Raw genomic sequence first — 18,393 nt, forward strand, 5'->3', positions numbered from 1 at the left:
CAAGCGTGCTGGAGGAACTCAGGCTCCTCCAATCAGACCCAGATCAGGCTCGATCATGTCCGATGATTGCCTTCACCTCGTGAAACTCCTCGAAGCCGAAGACACCGGCCTCGCGACCATTGCCGGATCGCTTGTAGCCCCCGAAGGGCGCAGTGACGTCCTGGGGCGCCGTCAGGATGGAGTTGAGGTAGATCCGTCCCGCCCGCAGCCTGTGCGCCACCGCCCGCTCCTCTTCTACGCTGCCGCCCCAGACATAGCCCGACAGCCCGTAGATGGTGTCGTTGGCGATCTCGACAGCCTCGTCGACATCGCTGTAGCTGGTCATCACCAGGACCGGTCCGAAAATCTCCTCGCGGGCAATGGTCATCTCCGGCGTGACATCGGCAAAGATCGTCGGGCGGACATAATAGCCACTGTCCAGTCCCTCCGGCCGGTCGGGTCCGCCGGTGACGAGGGTTGCGCCCTCCTGAATTCCGATTCGGATGTAGTTCTGCACCCGGATGAACTGGTTTTCGCTGACGACCGGCCCGATCCGGGACTCGTCCGAACGGGGGTCGCCCACGGTGACGCTCTCGGCGGCCCGTTTGGCGATCGCGACGGCTTCGTCACGCTTGTCCTTGTGGACGAGCATGCGGGTGGGCGCCTGACACGATTGCCCTGAATTCATGAAGGCGCGGATCACGCCGGCCGGCACAGCTTGCGCCAGGTCGGCTCCGGGAAGCAGGATATTCGCCCCCTTGCCCCCCAGTTCCTGACAGACCCGCTTCACGGTGTTCGCCGCCGATTGCGCGACTTTGATGCCCGCAACAGTCGATCCGGTGAAGGACACCATGTCGATGCCCGGATGTGCGGAAATGGCCTCGCCGACGCCGGGTCCATCGCCATTGATCAGGTTGAAGACGCCTTTCGGAAGGCCGGCATCCCGCAGCACCTCAGCGAACAGGACAGCGCTCAGCGGCGCCATTTCGCTGGGTTTGCACACGCTGGTGCAGCCGGCGGCGATGGCCGGCGCCAATTTGGCCGCGATCTGGTTGATCGGCCAGTTCCAGGGGGTGATGAAGCCGCACACGCCGATGGGTTCGCGCACGATCTTCGTGGTCCCCATCATGGACTCGAACTTGAAGTCCGACAGCACCTTAATCTGTTCGCGGAAGTGGTTCATCGAGGTCTCGACCTGGACCACTTTGGCGAACCAGAGCGGTGAGCCCATCTCGATCATGATGGCATGCGCCAGTTCGTCGTAGCGCCGGCCCATTTCGTCCACGATGCGCTGCAGCAGAGCGAGCCTGTCCTCGCGACTGGCCGCCGAAAAGGCCGGAAACGCGCGCCGTGCTGCGGCGACAGCCTTGTCCACATCGGCAGCGCTCCCGAGGCTGATCTGCTCGGCGACCTGTTCGTTGGCCGGGTTCACGACATCGAAGAGTCGGGGCTCGACGGGGGCCACCCACTCGCCGTCAATGAAGAACTTGGTGAAATCGGTCATCGGTACCCCAACTTGGCTGCCTGAGCTCGGACTGTCATTTTGTCTGACAATATAGGAATATCAAGTTTCCCTTGTCGACTCCAATGCGCAGTTAAGTGCAGAGCCCTTCCCGCCCCGCCAACCTCATGGCCGAACAACAGAATGCCTTCACTTGAAGGCGGCACATGTCCGATCCGACATCACTTCACACCGAAATCTGTGCTCGCCAGCCGGCCGTTACGATTGTGAGTCGGAGCGATTTCCCTTGCCCAGATCGGTCTTTGCCCGGTGATCCTTGTCAAGCTTCTCCAGGCTTTCGATCACGCCGTCGGTGTCCAACTTCACGTCCGGCACGGCCTGCCGTTGATTATGGACGTTGCTTTGGTCGTTTCCTTGCAGGCTGTTCCGGCCCATCCGCTCGTTTGCAATGTCGGTCTCGCCGAGTTGTCCCGGCTTCTTGTCGTGAGGGTTAGCCATCATTCTCTCCTTCATCCGTTGAAAACCCAACGAAGGGCTGCGGCGTCGGTTCCAACGGTAAACAGGAGGAAAGCCAGCTCAGATGATGCGAATGCCTTCCGCCGCGAGACCAGCTCCGATCCTGCGGGTCGAGATTTCGAATGGCGAAAAACAGGGGGAGTACGCCTCCGCGACCCGCGTGCCGGCCCTCGTTTCATTGGGCAGGCCCCGTGGATCCCTCGACGACCCTGACATGAGAAAAGTTCCAGCAGTCGGCAACGACGGGCATATCGGGCACCGATGACCAAGGTCAAAGGCTCGAACACCATGCCTGATCCGGCTTTCGCCATTACCACCGAGGAGCAGCTCCGAGCGCTCTATTCAGAGCCGAGCCCCCGCGTGCGCAAATAAGCTCATCGATCACGTTGATCATTATTGCCGGCTGCTGATCGAACGATCGCCCTTTCTGGTGATGGCGACTCGCGGCTCCTGAGGGCCTCGATTGCTCACCTAAGGGGGATGAGCCGGGTTTTGTTCGCGTTGTCGACGACAAGACCCTGATGATAGCCGACCGTCCGCGGAACAACCGCGTCGACGGCTTGCGCAATCTCCTGCACGATCCGAACGTGGGGCTGATCTTCCTTATTCCAGGCATGCGCGAGACCCTGCGCATCAACGGTTATGCCTCGATCACGGCCGATCCGGCCCTTCTTGCCGACATGGCGAAGGATGGGGCTCCGGCGAAGGCGATTAGGGTGGTGCATGTCGAAGGACGATACCCGCTAGCCGATCTGCGCAGCGTCGCATCTTTGTGGTCTCAGTGGTACTTCCTGGCCTTGCTTGTTCCGACCGCCCTGTCGGCCATGCTTCTCGGACGCTCGCCTGACCCCGGCTTGAAGCGGCTCAGGCTCTTCCTGGATCCTCAGAACGATCATCCTGCGGCAATCGGCTTTGATGGCGCCATACTGGGCGCGGAATGCATGGAGGACTGGCTGACGACCGTGATCGGGTCTCATCTCCAACCCTTCATTTGATCTCTGGTGGAGCAGACGGGCCTGGCCCCCCGCCTCCTCTGGCACAATGCCGGCACCTATCTCGATTGGGCCGCTAAGGCCGCGGAACGACGCTCGCCGGGAAGCGGGGATTCGCTGCTGCGGCTCCTGGCGTCTGAATCGCCTCCGGGCCAGCGCTGCAACCCCTTTTTTCGCGCCGTCTCTAGACAGCGGCACGGAGATGAGACCGTCCGCATCCGATCAGTCTGCTGCCTGCGTTATCTCGTAACCGGCGTCGAAGATTGCGGAAGTCTCTGCCCTGTCCCGCTCACCGCCAGGCGCCCCCGCTGACCTCCACCGGCGAAGCCGCGCCCTGTGGCAAGCACATCACCAAAATGAGACGAGAAAGCGGGCTGAAACTAAGAGCAGGAAGAGCCCGAACGCGAGTTCGAGCCGACGTTTGGCCAATCGATGGGCAAGTCTCGCTCCGATCGGCGCGGTCACGATGCTTGCGGGAACGAGCAGCGCCACGCCGATCAGTGAAATGTAGCCTAAAGCAAAGGGAGGCTGGATCATGGCGAGCTCGGGATACTGGGCCGCCCTCGGCCACCCAGCATAGATATATCCAAGGGCACCCGGGATCGAGATAAGGATACCGAGGCCCGATGACGTCGCCACCGCCTGATGGATGGAGCGTCCATACACGGTCATGAACATGCTGGACAGCTGTCCGCCGCCGATGCCCATCAATGCCGAGAGAATGCCGATCACGAATCCGTAAAGGCGCATCACGGCCCGGCCGGGCATTTCGCTGGCAAGTCTCCAGCTTTCCTTGCCGAATAGAAGCCGAAAGGCCGACAGCGCGGCGACGACGGTGAAGACGCCTTTGAACACTTCTTGAGGGGCGTACCGCGCGATGATCCCGCCTGCGATGACTCCCAAGACCGCGGGAACCGCCCAAATTCTCAAGATGGAGCTGTCTACCGCCTTATGCGCGAAATGGGTGCGGAAGGATTGAATCGAGGTCGGGATGATCACCGCAAGCGAAGTTCCCACGCAGAACGGCATCCTGATGTCCTCCGGCATGCCCAGCATGCGGAAGAACTCGTAGAGAATGGGCACGACCACTGCCCCTCCTCCCACGCCGAAGACGCCAGCGAGGAGGCCGGTCAAGGCACCTGCCGCCGATAGGCAGGCGATGATCACGGCCAGCTCGATCCATGTGAAATCCATACTTTTGTCCGGCTACGAGAGAAGCACCACGCCAGGAGCCAAGGGCCGGGTGCTCATTATGCTTCCGGAGCTCAAACGCAGATGAGTTCGGAAACCTTGGTATAGTCATGATATCCGCAACGTCCGACCGGCTGCGCCGACGCGACGTCGAAAATTCCGTCCTGCAGATGTCGGTCGTCCAGATGGACCCCCACGACCTGACCGATCGTCAGGTAGCGGTCAAGCTCCCTGCCCTCGACATCCTTGAGCTGCATGACGTTCACGACTCTGCACTCCAAGGCCACCGGTGAATCCGCAACACGAGGAGGTGAAACGATCTTGGACGGCAGCATGGCGATGCCCGCGCACTCGAATTCGTTGATCTCGACATCAACGTCTTCCGATGTCTGCAGCATCAGATCCATGAGGTGCGCGCTGACCATGTTGTAGACGAACTCTCCCGTGGCTTGGGCGTTTGCGGCACTATGCTTCAGTTCGTGGCTGGCAAAGGCGATCAGATGGGGCCGCACGGAGATGATGTTGAAGAAGCTGTAGGGGGCGAGATTGGGACGACCGTCTTCATTGATGGTGGAGATCCACCCGATAGGGCGCGGCACGATCATCGCTTTGAAGGGGTCATGCTTCAACCCGGAGTCCTCGAAGGAGTGATAGAACATGCTTTGTGATCCGGGCCAATCAAAGGTCAAGGAAGAAAGGGGTGCCACCGCGCAGTGTGGCACGCCGATGGGGCTTCACCGCGGCCCGCCGGGGCCGCGGCATGATGCGTGTGCGGATTATGCCAGCTCTGCCAATAATCCTGCAAACAGCTTGCCGCGGGTGATCAGGGACTCGATCCGGATGTGCTCGCCAAGCGTATGCGCGCCGGCTCCGAGCCCGCCCAGTCCGTCGAGTGTCGGGATGCCCATCGCGCCGGTGAAGTTGCCGTCGGATCCTCCTCCCACGCTCTGATGTGCTAACTCGAAGCCGATGGTCTTGCCGATGCGGCGCGCCATTTCGTACAGTTCCATGGTTTGCCCGCTCGGCTCCCAGACCGGGCGCGTAACACCCCGGGTGACCTCGAAGGTCATGTCCGGATTTGAGTGGGAAAGCTTGAGGATCTTGTCGACGCCGGCATCGAGATCAGCTTGGCGCTTTGCCATGCTGAGAGCCTGCGCCGTGCAGAGCGACGGAACGCAGTTGACCCAGTCGCCGCCGCGCACGACGCTCACGCTGTAGGTACAGTCGTCCGTGGTCATGGCTTCGATTTCAAGCAGCCGGGTCGCCATCTCCCGAACGGCTGACCGACCGGCCTTCAGATGCGCACCGGCGTGACTGGGCTTGCCCTTGGCCGCCAGGTTGAATCGTGCGATCGCATAGCGGCCCGTGACGACATCGCCATTGCCGGGACCCGGCTCGGGGACGAGCACATATTTCGCCCGCGCCGCCTCTTGCTCGATCAGCGTGCGGTTCGCCGGGGTTCCGACCTCTTCGTCGCCGGTGAGCAGGTAAGTGACCGGCAGTGGCGTGACGAACCCAGCAGCCGTCAGCTGGGCGATCGCCTCCATGGCCAGGTAGTTGCCTGACTTCATGTCCAGGATGGCGGGTCCGTAGCATGTGTCGTTCTCGCGGCGCCATGGAAGCGCCTCCAGGGTTCCGATCGGATGCACGCTGTCCAGATGGCCGAGAATGAGGATGCCCGGCTCCCCCGCTTTTGGATGCGGGAAACGGGCGCGCACGCTGTCCGAGAATCCCATGTGACCGGCGATGGTTTCCACGCTGGCGCCCAGACCGGCCAGCCGGCGTCCCGCCAGTCCCATCATGCGGTTCACCGCTCCCACATCGAATGTCGGGCTTTCGCATTCGACCCAGGGTCGAAGTCCGGCCAGCATCGAGTCCACGTCAAAGGGAAGACGAGTTACGTCCATATCGAATGAATTCCTGGTTTGATCGGAGTGAGAGGTGACGGTTTAAGCGGGAAGCGTCAGCAGCCTGCAGGGTGTGGTCGTTGGGTTCTCGATGCCATCCACGCCCCAGAACAGGGTGTCGATCAGTGCGGTGCCATAGAGGATCTCGAGATTGGTCACCATGCCGGGCTCGAACGAGCGATCGAGATACTCGACATCCAGCATGTTGAAGAAGAAATCGCCGACCCAGTCTGGGGGAAGGCTGAGGCCCAACTCGTAGCCGAGGATCCATCCTTCTTCCTTCGCCAGCCCGCTCTCCTCGCAATACTGCTTGAGGGCGGTGTTGACCTCGCGCACCGTCATGTTCGCCTTGAAGGACCTCTGCGCCATGGCGATCGCTCCGGCCGCACGGTCATAAATGTCGACAAGATGTTTGGGCGGCTCTCCGATGTAGAATCCGCGCAGGACGTTGCCATGGTAACGATGCTTGACGCCACACAGGTCGGCGGCAAGCAGCATGCCGGGCTCCAGCTTGCGCGTCGTCGGCATGGAGTGGCCTGTCGCAGCGACCCGTCCGTCGACCAGGTGCGCGCCGTTGAACACATGGATCAGCGCTGGGAGTTCGCCCCCTGCCTTCATCATCTCGTGGTTCACGGCACCCATGACGTCGAGTTCGGTCCTGCCGACGCGGGCATGCTCCAGAATGGCCTGATGGCCGATGTCGCAGATCCGGATGGCTTCGCGGATGACGTCGAGCTCGGCTGCGGATTTGACCCGCCTCGCCTCGCGGGCGATGACGCTGGCGTCCTTCACTTCGCAGCCGTTCTCTCGGAACGCATCCTCGATCATGTGGCTGATGGCGCGGTTCGGGACATAGCTCCAGAACTCCATCCCCACCGTGCCCTTGAGCAGCCCTTCGCGCTCCAGCTCCCCCATGATGAACCGCAGGTTCGTCTTGCCGTCGCGCGTTGTGTAGTAGCGGTTGTCCTTGCAGACCGACATCGTCTTCAGCAGCGCCGCTTCCGTCGGGTTGTCGAAGTGGATCATCGCGTCGCTATGGGCGTGGATTGCGGTACCGTAGATCTGTGGATACCGCATCGGGCCGTTCGCCTTGTACCAGCCGCAATAGAAGCCGTGCAGCCAGGCGACGGCATCCGGCGTGGTGACATAGAGCAGATCGATGCCTTCTCGTCGCATCAACGCCCTCAACGTGTCCTGGCGGCGCTTGTATTCGGCCTCCGAGAAGGCAAGCTCGGGAACTGCGTTTGGATCGGTGACGCCCGGGGTCATCCCGAATTGGCTGTAGCCGTTCATGTCTCCTCCAGGATTCTAGATTCTTTGAAACGTCAGCGCTTGGCTGACCGTGTGAAGAGCGATGCGGTAAGCAGTGAAAGCGAGACCGCGATGAAGAGTGTCGAGATGGCCGCGACGGTCGGATCGACCGCGTCGCGCAGGGCAACGAACATCTTTCGCGTAATGACGGTGTTGGAGCCGCCGGCCACGAAAAGCCCTATGACGACTTCGTCCAGTGAGATGATGAAGGCGAAGAGCCCCCCGGAGATGGCGGATGAGCGGACCTGCGGCAGCGTCACGCGCATGAAGGCGCTGAAACGTGAGGCACCGAGGCTCATCGCGGCCTGTTCCTGCCGGAAATCGAATGTCGCGAACGCCGCCTGCATGGTCAGCACCACGAAAGGCAGGGCGAGCAGCGTATGCGCCGCGACGATGCCGAACATGGAATTCACCAGTTTAAGCTGGATGTAGAGATAGAACACGCCGATGCCGATCAGGATGCTGGGCACGACCATCGGAAGCAGCATGAGCAGCTGCACGAAACCCGCCACCCGCGGCGGCAGGCTGCGCATCGAATAGGCCGTGGCGATCCCGATGGGCGTGGCGACCAGCGTGGTCAGGGATGCCGCCACCAGCGACGCACGGGTCGCCGACAGCCATTCGCTGGAGTTCCAGTAGTTCCTGTACCAGCGCAACGAGTACGCCTCGGGTGGGAAGCCTAGATACTTGGAATCGGAGAATGACACCGGGATCACGATGAAGACCGGGATGATGAGGAAGGCCAGCACCGCGGCGGTGATGAGGACCAGCCACCAGCGCTTGAAGGCGGGAATGTAGGACGCCGTCATCATCGCGCTGTCATCACCTTGTTGAGATCGAGCAGCCGGTGCGCGGTATAGAGGATGGCGAGGGTGCAGATGAGCAGGACCATTCCATAGGAGCTTGCCGCGCCCCAGTCGAAATACTGCTCGATGTTGGACGCGATTTTCATCGAGACCATTGTCACATTGCCGCCGCCGAGGACGGCCGGTGTCACGTAGAAGCCGAGGCATTGGACGAAGACGAGGACGGCTCCCGCGAAGGTCGCAGGAAGCGAGAGCGGCAGGAATACGCGCAGGAAAGTGGAAGTCGGCGGGGCGCCCAGGCTGGTGGCCGCGTGAGCCAGGCTCCAATCGAATGATCGGATGCCGGCATAGAGGGGCAGCACGAAAAACGGCAGCATGATGTGCGTCATCCCGATCACCGCCGCAGACTCGGTAAAGAGCACATTGAGCGGACCGGACATGATGCCGGTCCAGACCAGCGCTTCGTTGACGGGACCCTGGTCGCGCAGCAGGACGAGCCAGGCATAGGAGCGGACCAGCGTCGAGGTCCAGAATGGGATGAGGATGAGCGCGAGCAATAGCCCCGCCAGCTTGGCCGGCAATTGGGCGATCATATACGCCACGGGATATCCGAGGATGATGGACAGCGCCGTCACCATCACGCTCACGCGGAAGGTCTGCAACAGGATCGCGCGATAGGATGGCAGGTCGATCAGGCGCTGATAGTGAACGAGGCTGAAGGCCCCCTTCTGGGTGAACGAGAGGCCGAACAGCCAAAGGATCGGCAGCAGCAGCAAAACGGTAACGATCAGGACGGCCGCCGCGGAGAGGAGGCCGATCCTTAGTCGGTTTCTTCTTTCGACGCGCGAAAGCAGCGCAGCGTTCTCAGCCATGATCAACTTCTTCGACGATGTCCGCTGGCGGATGACCGGAGCGACAGTCGCCGCTCCGGAGCGACACGGATTACTGCGTCAGGAGCTGATCGAACCGTTCCTTGGCTTCAGCACCGTGTTCGGCCCACCAGTCGGGCGCCAGAAACGCCTGGTTGGCGATGTTTTCCGGAGAGGTCGGGATCTTGCTCAGCGTTTCGGCGGGGATCTTGCCGGTATCCGCGGCCTTCGTGTTTGCCGAGCCGTAATTGGAGAGCACCGTCATCTCGGCCTGGTACTCCGGCTTTGCGAACTCCGCCAGGATCTTCATCGAGAGATCGACTTGGTCCGACCCCTTGACGATCGCCCAGCAGCCGAAATCCATCAGGCCCTCGTTGAAGGTGTAGTCGACGGAACCCCCGTCGCTTTTGACGGACTCAGCGCGCGCATTGTACATGGCGATCATGTCGATGCCGCCGTCGCGCAGCATCTGCTGGGACTCGGCGCCCGAGTTCCACCAGGCCGTGATATGCGGCTTGATTTCGCTCAGCTTCTTGAAGGCGCGGTCGAGATCAAGAGGGTAGAGCTCCTTCAGCGGCACGCCGTCTGCGAGCAGCGCTGCTTCGATGGTCGCGCGCGGGTCCTTGCGCATCGCCCGTTTTCCTGGGAACTTTTCCACGTCCCAGAAATCGGCCCAGGTCTTGGGGGCTTCCTTCACCGTCTTCGGATTCCACGCCATGACGATGGAATAGACGGTGCTGCCCAGATAATAGTCCGAGAATGATCCAGGAGCGAAGTCCTTGGTGTCGATGATCGACAAGTCGAGCTTCTCATACATCCCTTCAGCGGCACCCTGTGCACAAACGGATGCACCGAACTCGGCAATGTCGGTGGTCACGGCCCCCGATTGGAACTGAATGCGAACCGGCGTATCCACATCACTGGTTTCGACGTTCCAGGTGACATTCAGCTCCTTGCCGATGGGGTCAAGAAAAGCCTTCCGGATATTTTCGAGATATACACCACCAGCCGTGATGTAATTTATGGTCTCTTGCGCCTGCACCACAGACAGCGGCGCGGTCGCGAGCAAAAGCCCGACAAGCAAAGCCGATCGTTTCATTTCGAACCCACCTCCATTAAACCCTCAGGATTTCGTTTTTTTCGTATTGCGAAATTTAATTCGTAATGCGAATGCTAGCATGGAGGTAATGGATGTCCAGAGAGAATCCGCGGGAGGAACGCGTAAATTCGCTGAAGCGTGGACTGGCCGTGCTGAAGTCGTTCGCGCGGCACTATGAGCCGATGACGATCACCGAAGTTGCCGCCGAAACCGATATGGCCCCCGCTTCGGCGCGCCGGATGTTGCTCACCCTCGTCGACCTCGGCTATGTCGAGCAGAACGGCAAGCGTTTCCGGGTCGCCCCCAAGGTTCTCGACCTCGGCTACTCCTATCTCTCCTCGATGCCGTTATGGGAGATCGCCCAACCGGTCCTCGACCGGCTCAGCGAGCTTTTCCAGATTTCAAGCAGTGCGTCGGTTCTCGACGGATGCGACATTCTCTATGCCTTCAGAGCCACCCATAACGAACGCAGCAGCGTCCTTGTCAGCACCGGCACGCGTCAACCGGCTCATGTGACAGCTATGGGACGGGTCCTGCTGGCAAGCCTGCCGCCGGACAAGCTGGACGAGGTCATTGCGCAGATCGACTTCAATCCGCTCACGGTGAATTCGGTCTCCGATCCAGCCGAGCTCCGGATGATCCTCGACAAGGTGAGGGAGCAGGACTTCTCGATTGTCGACGAGGAGCTGGAGATCGGCCTTCGTGCGATCGCGGTTCCGATCCGCAACCGGCGCGGTACGGTCGTTGCGGCCATCAATGCCGCCGGACGTTCGCAATCGCTTACGCGCGAGACCCTCGCCAACGATATCCTCCCCGTCATGCGGGAGTCGGCGGACGAGATCCGCGCGCGTCTTCCCGCGTAAACGCTGGCCCGCCTCCGTCCCTGCGCATGCACTGCCACGGCTACAGAGCGACGACGATCGTATCGGCCGGATGAACCCCCAGCCAGATCTCGTCGCCGCTACTCGGCATGGCCCGCCGCGTCGACTCGTTGGTCGGCAGCCGAACCAGGACGTCGTCACCCGTAGCGAGCCGGGCCTGGATGAGCACGCTGTCACCTTGATAGATGATGTCCCTCACCTTCGCGGGCAGGACATTCATGTCGGACGGGCCTCCATCTTTCAACAATTCGAGCTTTTCGGGGCGCCACAGCAGGGCTCCTTGGCCACCCCTCAGGTCGGGCGCCTGTCGCAGTCGGATGTGTCGATCACCGATCTTCGCGGACATGCCTTCCACGCGGTCGACGGCGATGAACTGCGAATCCCCCATGAAGCCGGCCACGAACCGGTTGCACGGACTTTCATAGATCTCCCGTGGTGTCCCCATCTGCTGGATGGACCCCTCGTTCATGATGGCCACCCGATCGGAAATCGTCATCGCTTCATGCTGATCATGCGTGACATAGATCGTTGTGGTGCCGAGATGCTTCTGGAGGCTGCGCAACTCTATCTGCATGCTCTCGCGCAGGTTTTTGTCCAGCGCGGAGAGCGGCTCGTCCATCAGGAGGATCTTGGGGTTGAACACCAGGGCTCGCGCCAGTGCGACACGCTGCTTCTGGCCGCCTGACAGCGCATCGATCCGGCGATCGTCATACCCGGCGAGCTGCACCATTTCGAGCGCAGCGGCGACCTTTTTCCGGTACTCTCCCTTTGGGATCGGCCGATACTTCAGTGAAAAAGCGACATTTTCGGCGACCGTCATATGCGGGAAAAGAGCGTAGTTCTGGAAAACGAGACCGATGTCGCGCTTGTGCGGCGGCATGACGATGATCTCTTCATCATCGAACCGGATGCTGCCGTGATCGGGTTGGGTGAAGCCGGCGATGATCATCAGCAAGGTCGTCTTGCCGGAGCCCGAAGGCCCCAGCAAGGACATGAACTCGCCCGCAGCGACCTCGATATTGGCGGAGTTGAGCGCGGTCACCGCACCGTAAGTCTTGCGGACATCACGAATGCTTATCCGTTGAGCCATGCTGGCGCTTCTCCGTAAAAGGGCTGCGGCATTGTGGGAATTGAAGATTGTAGGCGTCAAGCGCCGACGATCTGGATGCTGCGGCTGAGTTTGGAGAGGATGCGGATACCATCCTCCTCCATCAGCAGCGTGTCGACATTCTGTGTGCCGTATCCGCCGGGCCAGCCCTCTTCGACATCGAGGACGTTCTCATAATTGACCGTGGTGCCCGGCACGAAATCTGCGCGCTCGAAGCAGCGGCCGTTCAGATATGTATGGCCCACCCAGTCCGGTGGCACCGCGATGCCGACGTCGTAGCCGCCGAGGAACCAGCCCCGGTGGGCGATGCCGACCGAGTCGAGATACGCCATGCCGACCTCCACGACTTTCTCCATCGGGTCGCCCGGCTTCACCTCCTCGATGATGCGATCGAAGCTGATGCGGGATGTCTCGACCAGTTCCGTCCAGCGCTTGTCGGGCTCGCCCACGGCGAACGTCCGCGCGATGTTGGCGTGATAGCGGTAGACCGATCCGCAGAGATCCATGACGAACACGTCGCCCTTCAGGAGCTTGCGGCGGGAAGGCAACGGGTGGTGCGCCCTGAGGTTCGGCCCCGACGTCGTCGACGTCCGGATGGCCGGCTCCTCGCCGCCCAGCTTGCTCATCGCATAATGCGCGATGCCCTGGACTTCGATCTCCATCATCCCTGGTTGAAAGTCACGAACGACAGCTTCGATGGCCGCATCGGCAACGACGGCGGCCCGGTCCATCATCTCGATCTCCGCCGGCGATTTCACCAGTTTCACCCGGTCGACGAGCCATGACCCGTCGACGGTGCGCGCACCGGCGTCCTTGAAGCCCTCCTCGATGAAGCGCAGCGATACGCCCCCCGGTGCCAGTGCCCAATGTTCGACCGCTGCGACACCCTTGAGCCACCCCTCTTGTTTGATCGTGTCCACCAGGTCCCGTGCGGTGGTCTTGTAGATCCAGCCCTCTTCCGAGAGATCGCGAAAGCGGGCGAAGAAGGCCGCCCGCGAAATCTGCCCGTTGTGAAACGACACCAGTCCGCGATGGCTGACGTCATCGAAGAACAGCAGGTCGTCGGAGTTGACGTGAATCGCCAGGCCGGTCGGCGTGGACCGACGATACCAGCGGCTGTCATATCCAGTCAGATAGGTCAGGTTTGCGGGCGAGGAGACGAACAGGGTGTCGATCCCCACGTGCGCCATCTCCTTGCGCACCTTCTGGCGGCGTTCGGCATATTCCGCGGGAGGAAACGCCAGCGGCCAGTCGCGGGGATTGCCCGAGGTGTCTTCGATTGTGATTGCGGTCAAGATGAAATCCCTCCTGGTTTCCGTGCATGCTGCTAGAGAAAACGATCGCGCAAAGCGCCGACGATGCGCCGGCCCGTGACAACCGGCTTCCACATTGAATGGAACGTGAAGGGCTTGATGTCCGTGATCGGAAGCTCGAGGTCTTCCTGACCGGCACCGAGGATGCGGCGCGCCACGATGCGCCCCATCACCGTGGCCATCGCAACGCCGCGTCCGTTATATCCCAACGCGGCGATGACGCCCGGCGCTGGTTCGTGAAGATGGGGATAGTGATCCTTCGTGACCGCGACCTGGCCGTTCCAGAAATACGTGAAGGCAGTGTCGCCGAGTGCCGGATAGAGTTCGCGGGCATAGGCGATCAGATGCTGGTAGTCGCGCTCGTTGTCAGTCGCCCGAAGGACGCTCGGACCCCCCATGAGGAACCGCCTCTGATCGTCCACCCGGAAGTACAGGACGCGCCAGGAACTTTCATACACCACCTGGCGCTGCGGGAGGATGCGCGCAGCCAGGGTCTCCGGCAACGGATCCGTCGCGGCAAGGGCGCTATAGACGGGCACGACGGTCTTGCGCAGCGTCGGCCAGAGCCCGTCGGTATAGCCGTTGGTCGCCAGGACGACCGTTGATGCGCGGACCGAACCGCTGGCTGTCCTTGCCTGCCAGCCCGCGCCATCTCTCTGAAGCGCCATGACGCCAGACCTGGTGTGGATTCTGGCGCCGCGGCGTGACGCTACGCGGGCGAGGCCACGAACATAGGCGAGCGGGTTGAGCTGCCCGCCACGTGGATCAAGCAGACCGCAAGGATAGATCTCCGTTCCGGCGATCGCGGCGATGTCGGCACGGCTCAGGCGCCGCAGCTCGACGCCGTGCGCGCGCCACGAGTTGACGCTATGGTCGATCAGCTTGGCCTCGACGTCCTTCCGTACGACCCGGATAGTGCCGCTGTTGAGTGCTGCACATTCGATCTCATACCGCTTCACCAGATCGAAAAGGCACGAGGGCGCATGTCCGGCGAGATCTATGAGACGAAGGCCGCGGTCTTCGCCGAAATCGGCGATCAGGTCCTCCGGCTCTGACTTGAGGCCGGGATTGACTTGGCCTCCGTTCCGACCGGAAGCGCCCCAGCCGACGTCATGCGCCTCGAGGACAATCGTGTCGATGCCCTTCTCGGCAAGGTGAAGCGCGGTCGACAGGCCTGTGAACCCCGCACCGATGATGACGACCTCGGCGCGGGTGTCTCTGACGGGCGGAAAGTCAGCCTCGCGGTCGGTGACCGCGTGATAGAGCGATTTCGCCAAGCCGGGATCGGCGGCGTCATGACAAACCATCATTACCCCTCAGCGACACCCAGTTATTCGCTGTGCGAATTTTTTGTCGTTATGCGAAGCATCTTAAGGACCGCTCCTGCTTTGTCAAACGACTCTTCGCGTGCGCCGCGCGGCCTTCCGCTTGATCCCGCGGTCGCGGGCGGTCCGGTCGAAATCCTGGAGGACGGCTGACGATGAGTCGGAAGTCCTTTACAAGGGAATTAAGGATCATTTATATCCATAAGGATATTATAAATCCTTAATGGAGGAGTACCATGAGCCAACGCATCAACTATGCCCAGCACTCGCCTGATCTGTTTAAGAAATTCAGGGAATTCAGCCTTGCCTTGAAAACCACTGCCGTCGAACCGACGATCCACGACCTCGTGCAGATCCGTGCGTCGCAGCTCAATGGCTGCGCTTTCTGTGTCGATATGCATGTCAAAGAGGCGACGATCCACGGCGAGCGCTCTTTGCGCCTGCACCACCTGGCCATCTGGCGCGAGTCGCCTCTTTTCGCGCCGCGTGAACGAGCCGCCCTTGAATGGACCGAGGTGCTGACGAACCTTGCCGAAGGCGGCGTCCCCGATGAACTTTTCGAGCGGGTGCGTGGGCACTTCTCCGAGAAGGAACTCTCGGACCTTACCTTCTCCATCATGGCGATCAATGCCTGGAACCGCGTCAGCATCGCTTTCAAGAGCGTTCCCGGTTCCGCCGACAAGGCTTACGGCCTCGACAAGGCTGGCCTGAATTGATGGTCATCCGAGTCGACTGTTCACTGAACAAGACCAGTTTACGCAGACCCGGTCATCACTTTCAGACACGGCTCGCGGGCGTCCGACGACGCAGACCGCAGCCGCAACACGTCCCGACCTTCATCCCACGAGGCTTTCATGATCAGACCATCACTTTTCGCCATCGCACTCTTTCTTGCCGTGATGCCCCACGCTGAGGCACATGAGGCCGGCAACGCCTCAAAAGTCACGATTGTCTATGAGCATGAACTCCCGAATGTGCCTGGGAAGAGCCTGAAGGGCGTGCTCGTGGAATATAGCCCGGGCGGCCGCTCCGAGGCGCACACGCATCCGGCCTCGGCATTCATCTACGCAACGGTTCTGGAGGGGGCTGTCCGCAGCCAGGTCAACGACGGCCCGGTCAAAGTCTTTCACGCCGGAGAAAGCTTTACTGAATATCCCGGCGACCGTCATGGAGTGAGCGAGAACGCCAGCACGACCGAGCCTGCCCGCCTCCTTGCAGTCTTCGTCGTCGACACAGCGGAAACCACCCTCGTGCTGCCAATGAAGCCTTGACGGCCGACGAGAACCGGCGCCGTCGAGCTCGGCGATGCTCTCAGCCTGTCCGCTTGACAATCCAATCGGACGTTCCCTTCCAGATCGCCGGCGGCACCTCCACGGCGAGCGTCTCGATCAATTCGGACAAACGGGTGCTCCGCAGCTTCGCCCGCCACGCCTCGTCGGCCTCCCACATGATCCGGGCAATCGAACAGGGCTTGTCGTCGCAGTGGCCCTGTGGCCGGCAGGGGTTGGCGGCACGAATATTGGTGCAGACGAAAGTCCGTGCGGCTCCCTCGACGGCCTCCACGATGTCTAGGAAGGTCAACTCCGACGGCGGCCTCGCGAGGCGGTAGCCGCCACTGGGTCCGAGGGCAGTCTGGACCAGGCCTGCCTGCGAAAGGTTCTGAAGCGCCTTGGAGAGATACTCCTTCGGCAGCCCGTGGAACTCGGCCAGCGCCTTGGTCGAAAGATATCGACCCTCCGGAACGGCAGCAAGGACAGCGCAGCAGTGGAGCGCCCATTCGACTTGGCTCTTGAGAATCATGAAATCGCTACCGTAAAAACGCCGTTTTCGGAACAATAAGGACAACCGACGTCCGAAACCAGTGTGGCATTCTTCCGAGAGTTCTGAGCGGAGCCGACGATGCGCTCAGCATACGGATCATCGACTCCAGCAGGCTGTCGGCACCTTCGCCGAATTGTTCACACGATCAGCCGAACCGACACGGGCTCTCGGGTATGTCCTATAGCCGGTGGTGACGTCGCAGGATTTCTGCGGCGCGCTCACCGATGATCGCGCAAGGCGCCTGCGTGTTGCCCGTGGTTACTCTCGGCAGGATGGAGCCGTCCGCTATGCGCAGGCGCCTTACGCCGTGAACGGCGAGAGAAGCATCGACCACGGACATGTCAGCCAGCCCCATCCGGGCGGTTCCACACTGGTGCCAATACGTGACCGCTGCGTCCCGAATGAAATCGTCATCGGCAAGGCTTGCAGCACCGGGGATCGACTCGCGACTGACATAGGGGCCGAACGCCGCATCGTTTCCGATCTCCCGGCAGAGCTTCACGCAGGCGCGGGCGGTCTCCCTATCCCGGGGATCGGACATCATGTTCGCGTCCACCAGAGGAGGTGCGGCCGGATCCGCCGATCTCAGCCGCACCTGGCCGCGACTCTGCGGATTGGCGAGGCCGGCGAACATGGTCCAGCCATGGGCAGGCACGCCGCGCGCGGCTGTCCGCTCGCTCGGCACCGGGAATTCGACCTGGCAGAACAGGAAGTCCGGGGCCTCCAGGTCAGGTCGACTTTTCCAGTACAGGGTCGCTTCGCTCCCGTTGTTGCGAGGCGGGATCGGCTCGCGATACTCCCAGGTACAGCCAAAGGAGACATGATCCTGCAGGTTGCGGCCCACCCCGGGCAGGTGCCGCACAAGCGGGATGCCATGCCGCTCAAGCTCGGCTCGGTCGCCCAGTCCCGAGAGCATGAGCAGTTTCGGCGTATTGATCGCACCGGTGGAGACGATGATCTCCATGCCTGCCCTGATGGACTGGATCCGCCCCGCCCGTTCGATTTCGACGCCGGTCGCTTGAGAGCCGTCGAACAGGATTCGGCGAACGAGAGTGTCGGTCAGGATCGTCAGATTTGGTCGGCCAGCGACGGGGTGGACATAGGCTCGATAGAGGGAATGGCGCCTTCCGTCCCGCACGAGCAGATCGCTGTAAGCGACCCCTCCTGCACATTCCATCATCTGTCCGTTGGGATGGTCGAACCTTGGAATTCCGAACGCGCCCGCCGCGCTCAGCAAGGCTTGGGCGATGGGACTTGGATCGCGGGCCGGCTGGACCCAGACCGGTCCGGAGGTTCCGCGATAATGCGAATCGGGCATACCCTGCCAATTCTCCATGCGCCGATAGAGATCGAGGACCGCCTCGTAACCCCAGCCGTCATCGCCGGACTGGGCGGCGAAATAATCCCAATCGGTGCGGTGGCCGCGCGCCCATACCATGACGTTGACACTGGACCCGCCACCGAGCCCTTTGCCCATGGACATGGAGAGGGCGCGACCGCCGAGTATTGGGTTCGGCTCGGCCACAAAACCCCAGTCCCGCTCGCTGCCGAGATTCGTCGGCCATAGAGCCGGGTCCATCACGGCTGGATCCTCGTCGCTCCCTCCCGCTTCGATCAGGAGGACATCGCAGTCTGGATTGTCGGCAAGACGCCGTGCAATGACTGATCCGGAAGATCCCGCTCCACAGATGATGAAGTCATAGGCGGTTTTGAGCCCGGCAAGGCGCTGTGCCTGATTGGCGCGCGCACGCCGGTCCAAATCCCCGTCGCCGGAGAGGGAATTCGTCATGGTCAGAATCCTTTTTTGATGTGC

Annotated in this window: 18 protein-coding genes and 1 pseudogene; 5 read left to right on the forward strand and 14 right to left on the reverse strand. The window is 61.5% G+C overall.

The window, feature by feature from the left end; translation table 11 throughout:
• Positions 1-43: 43 nt before the first annotated feature.
• Both FKM97_RS15455 and FKM97_RS15460 read right to left on the reverse strand, forming a co-directional pair.
• Positions 44-1,483: an aldehyde dehydrogenase family protein gene (locus FKM97_RS15455; RefSeq protein ID WP_144293324.1), complete on the reverse strand. Its 1,440-nt coding sequence runs from the start codon at positions 1,481-1,483 to the stop codon at positions 44-46.
• Positions 1,484-1,699: 216 nt separating this feature from the next.
• Positions 1,700-1,942 carry a hypothetical protein gene (locus tag FKM97_RS15460; protein ID WP_144293325.1) on the reverse strand — a complete coding sequence of 81 codons (243 nt, stop codon included), beginning with the start codon at positions 1,940-1,942 and terminating at the stop codon, positions 1,700-1,702.
• Between the two features lie 476 nt (positions 1,943-2,418).
• On the opposite strand from FKM97_RS15460, the pseudogene FKM97_RS15465 reads away from it, so the two are divergent.
• Together FKM97_RS15465 and fhuF are read left to right on the forward strand one after the other, a co-directional pair.
• Positions 2,419-2,952 (forward strand): annotated as a pseudogene (locus tag FKM97_RS15465) (pyridoxamine 5'-phosphate oxidase family protein); the annotation flags it as partial.
• A gap of 6 nt (positions 2,953-2,958) precedes the next feature.
• Positions 2,959-3,261, forward strand: coding sequence for a siderophore-iron reductase FhuF (gene fhuF, locus FKM97_RS27235; RefSeq protein ID WP_170240929.1), 303 nt, complete (start codon positions 2,959-2,961; stop codon positions 3,259-3,261).
• 36 nt (positions 3,262-3,297) lie between these two features.
• Here fhuF and FKM97_RS15475 read toward each other — a convergent pair whose 3' ends face one another.
• The 7 genes from FKM97_RS15475 to FKM97_RS15505 all read right to left on the reverse strand — a co-directional run bounded on the left by FKM97_RS15475 (position 3,298) and on the right by FKM97_RS15505 (position 10,132).
• Positions 3,298-4,143 (reverse strand): sulfite exporter TauE/SafE family protein, encoded by an 846-nt coding sequence (locus tag FKM97_RS15475; protein WP_144293326.1) that lies wholly within the window; start codon positions 4,141-4,143, stop codon positions 3,298-3,300.
• Between the two features lie 71 nt (positions 4,144-4,214).
• On the reverse strand, positions 4,215-4,799 hold the full coding sequence (locus FKM97_RS15480) for a flavin reductase family protein (RefSeq protein ID WP_144293327.1): 585 nt from the start codon (positions 4,797-4,799) through the stop codon (positions 4,215-4,217).
• A gap of 117 nt (positions 4,800-4,916) precedes the next feature.
• Positions 4,917-6,047 (reverse strand): M20/M25/M40 family metallo-hydrolase, encoded by a 1,131-nt coding sequence (locus FKM97_RS15485; RefSeq protein ID WP_144293328.1) that lies wholly within the window; start codon positions 6,045-6,047, stop codon positions 4,917-4,919.
• A gap of 42 nt (positions 6,048-6,089) precedes the next feature.
• Positions 6,090-7,340: a M24 family metallopeptidase gene (locus FKM97_RS15490; protein ID WP_144293329.1), complete on the reverse strand. Its 1,251-nt coding sequence runs from the start codon at positions 7,338-7,340 to the stop codon at positions 6,090-6,092.
• 32 nt (positions 7,341-7,372) lie between these two features.
• Positions 7,373-8,170: an ABC transporter permease gene (locus FKM97_RS15495; RefSeq protein WP_170240930.1), complete on the reverse strand. Its 798-nt coding sequence runs from the start codon at positions 8,168-8,170 to the stop codon at positions 7,373-7,375.
• A complete protein-coding gene (locus FKM97_RS15500) occupies positions 8,167-9,036 on the reverse strand; it encodes an ABC transporter permease (RefSeq protein ID WP_144293330.1) in 870 nt (289 codons plus the stop codon). Before FKM97_RS15500 ends, FKM97_RS15495 begins: the two co-directional genes overlap by 4 nt.
• Before the next feature lie 70 nt (positions 9,037-9,106).
• Complete coding sequence (locus tag FKM97_RS15505; protein ID WP_144293331.1) at positions 9,107-10,132, reverse strand: ABC transporter substrate-binding protein; 1,026 nt, start codon at positions 10,130-10,132, stop codon at positions 9,107-9,109.
• A 92-nt stretch (positions 10,133-10,224) separates the two neighbouring features.
• Between FKM97_RS15505 and FKM97_RS15510 the strand changes: the two genes are divergently transcribed.
• Positions 10,225-10,995: an IclR family transcriptional regulator domain-containing protein gene (locus tag FKM97_RS15510; protein WP_144293332.1), complete on the forward strand. Its 771-nt coding sequence runs from the start codon at positions 10,225-10,227 to the stop codon at positions 10,993-10,995.
• 40 nt (positions 10,996-11,035) lie between these two features.
• Here FKM97_RS15510 and FKM97_RS15515 read toward each other — a convergent pair whose 3' ends face one another.
• Genes FKM97_RS15515 through FKM97_RS15525 form a run of 3 tightly spaced genes read right to left on the reverse strand, consistent with a single transcriptional unit; the run spans position 11,036 to position 14,744 of the window.
• A complete protein-coding gene (locus FKM97_RS15515) occupies positions 11,036-12,103 on the reverse strand; it encodes an ABC transporter ATP-binding protein (RefSeq protein WP_144293333.1) in 1,068 nt (355 codons plus the stop codon).
• Between the two features lie 56 nt (positions 12,104-12,159).
• Entirely contained in the window at positions 12,160-13,416 is a 1,257-nt protein-coding gene (locus FKM97_RS15520) for a M24 family metallopeptidase (protein ID WP_144293334.1), read from the reverse strand.
• 32 nt (positions 13,417-13,448) lie between these two features.
• The gene (locus tag FKM97_RS15525; protein ID WP_144293335.1) at positions 13,449-14,744 is read right to left on the reverse strand and encodes an NAD(P)/FAD-dependent oxidoreductase; all 1,296 of its coding nucleotides are present in this window, start codon (positions 14,742-14,744) and stop codon (positions 13,449-13,451) included.
• A 251-nt stretch (positions 14,745-14,995) separates the two neighbouring features.
• Here FKM97_RS15525 and FKM97_RS15530 point away from each other — a divergent pair, with 251 nt between their 5' ends.
• Together FKM97_RS15530 and FKM97_RS15535 are read left to right on the forward strand one after the other, a co-directional pair.
• Complete coding sequence (locus FKM97_RS15530; RefSeq protein WP_144293336.1) at positions 14,996-15,475, forward strand: carboxymuconolactone decarboxylase family protein; 480 nt, start codon at positions 14,996-14,998, stop codon at positions 15,473-15,475.
• A 138-nt stretch (positions 15,476-15,613) separates the two neighbouring features.
• Positions 15,614-16,030, forward strand: a complete 417-nt coding sequence (locus FKM97_RS15535; protein WP_144293337.1) for a cupin domain-containing protein — start codon at positions 15,614-15,616, stop codon at positions 16,028-16,030.
• 40 nt (positions 16,031-16,070) lie between these two features.
• On the opposite strand, the gene FKM97_RS15540 is transcribed toward FKM97_RS15535, so the two are convergent.
• Together FKM97_RS15540 and FKM97_RS15545 are read right to left on the reverse strand one after the other, a co-directional pair.
• Positions 16,071-16,559 carry an RrF2 family transcriptional regulator gene (locus tag FKM97_RS15540; RefSeq protein ID WP_144293338.1) on the reverse strand — a complete coding sequence of 163 codons (489 nt, stop codon included), beginning with the start codon at positions 16,557-16,559 and terminating at the stop codon, positions 16,071-16,073.
• A 199-nt stretch (positions 16,560-16,758) separates the two neighbouring features.
• Complete coding sequence (locus tag FKM97_RS15545; RefSeq protein WP_144293339.1) at positions 16,759-18,369, reverse strand: GMC family oxidoreductase; 1,611 nt, start codon at positions 18,367-18,369, stop codon at positions 16,759-16,761.
• Positions 18,370-18,393 lie beyond the last annotated feature (24 nt).

This window comes from Rhodoligotrophos appendicifer (assembly GCF_007474605.1).
GTDB classification, from domain to species: domain Bacteria; phylum Pseudomonadota; class Alphaproteobacteria; order Rhizobiales; family Im1; genus Rhodoligotrophos; species Rhodoligotrophos appendicifer.

Coding starts and splice junctions, on each gene's coding strand:
- FKM97_RS15455 (WP_144293324.1), bottom strand. CDS start 1,483: ATGACCGATTTCACCAAGTTCTTCATTGACGGCGAGTGGGTGGCCCCC.
- FKM97_RS15460 (WP_144293325.1), bottom strand. CDS start 1,942: ATGATGGCTAACCCTCACGACAAGAAGCCGGGACAACTCGGCGAGACC.
- FKM97_RS15475 (WP_144293326.1), bottom strand. CDS start 4,143: ATGGATTTCACATGGATCGAGCTGGCCGTGATCATCGCCTGCCTATCG.
- FKM97_RS15480 (WP_144293327.1), bottom strand. CDS start 4,799: ATGTTCTATCACTCCTTCGAGGACTCCGGGTTGAAGCATGACCCCTTC.
- FKM97_RS15485 (WP_144293328.1), bottom strand. CDS start 6,047: ATGGACGTAACTCGTCTTCCCTTTGACGTGGACTCGATGCTGGCCGGA.
- FKM97_RS15490 (WP_144293329.1), bottom strand. CDS start 7,340: ATGAACGGCTACAGCCAATTCGGGATGACCCCGGGCGTCACCGATCCA.
- FKM97_RS15495 (WP_170240930.1), bottom strand. CDS start 8,170: ATGATGACGGCGTCCTACATTCCCGCCTTCAAGCGCTGGTGGCTGGTC.
- FKM97_RS15500 (WP_144293330.1), bottom strand. CDS start 9,036: ATGGCTGAGAACGCTGCGCTGCTTTCGCGCGTCGAAAGAAGAAACCGA.
- FKM97_RS15505 (WP_144293331.1), bottom strand. CDS start 10,132: ATGAAACGATCGGCTTTGCTTGTCGGGCTTTTGCTCGCGACCGCGCCG.
- FKM97_RS15510 (WP_144293332.1), top strand. CDS start 10,225: ATGTCCAGAGAGAATCCGCGGGAGGAACGCGTAAATTCGCTGAAGCGT.
- FKM97_RS15515 (WP_144293333.1), bottom strand. CDS start 12,103: ATGGCTCAACGGATAAGCATTCGTGATGTCCGCAAGACTTACGGTGCG.
- FKM97_RS15525 (WP_144293335.1), bottom strand. CDS start 14,744: ATGATGGTTTGTCATGACGCCGCCGATCCCGGCTTGGCGAAATCGCTC.
- FKM97_RS15530 (WP_144293336.1), top strand. CDS start 14,996: ATGAGCCAACGCATCAACTATGCCCAGCACTCGCCTGATCTGTTTAAG.
- FKM97_RS15535 (WP_144293337.1), top strand. CDS start 15,614: ATGATCAGACCATCACTTTTCGCCATCGCACTCTTTCTTGCCGTGATG.
- FKM97_RS15540 (WP_144293338.1), bottom strand. CDS start 16,559: ATGATTCTCAAGAGCCAAGTCGAATGGGCGCTCCACTGCTGCGCTGTC.
- FKM97_RS15545 (WP_144293339.1), bottom strand. CDS start 18,369: ATGACGAATTCCCTCTCCGGCGACGGGGATTTGGACCGGCGTGCGCGC.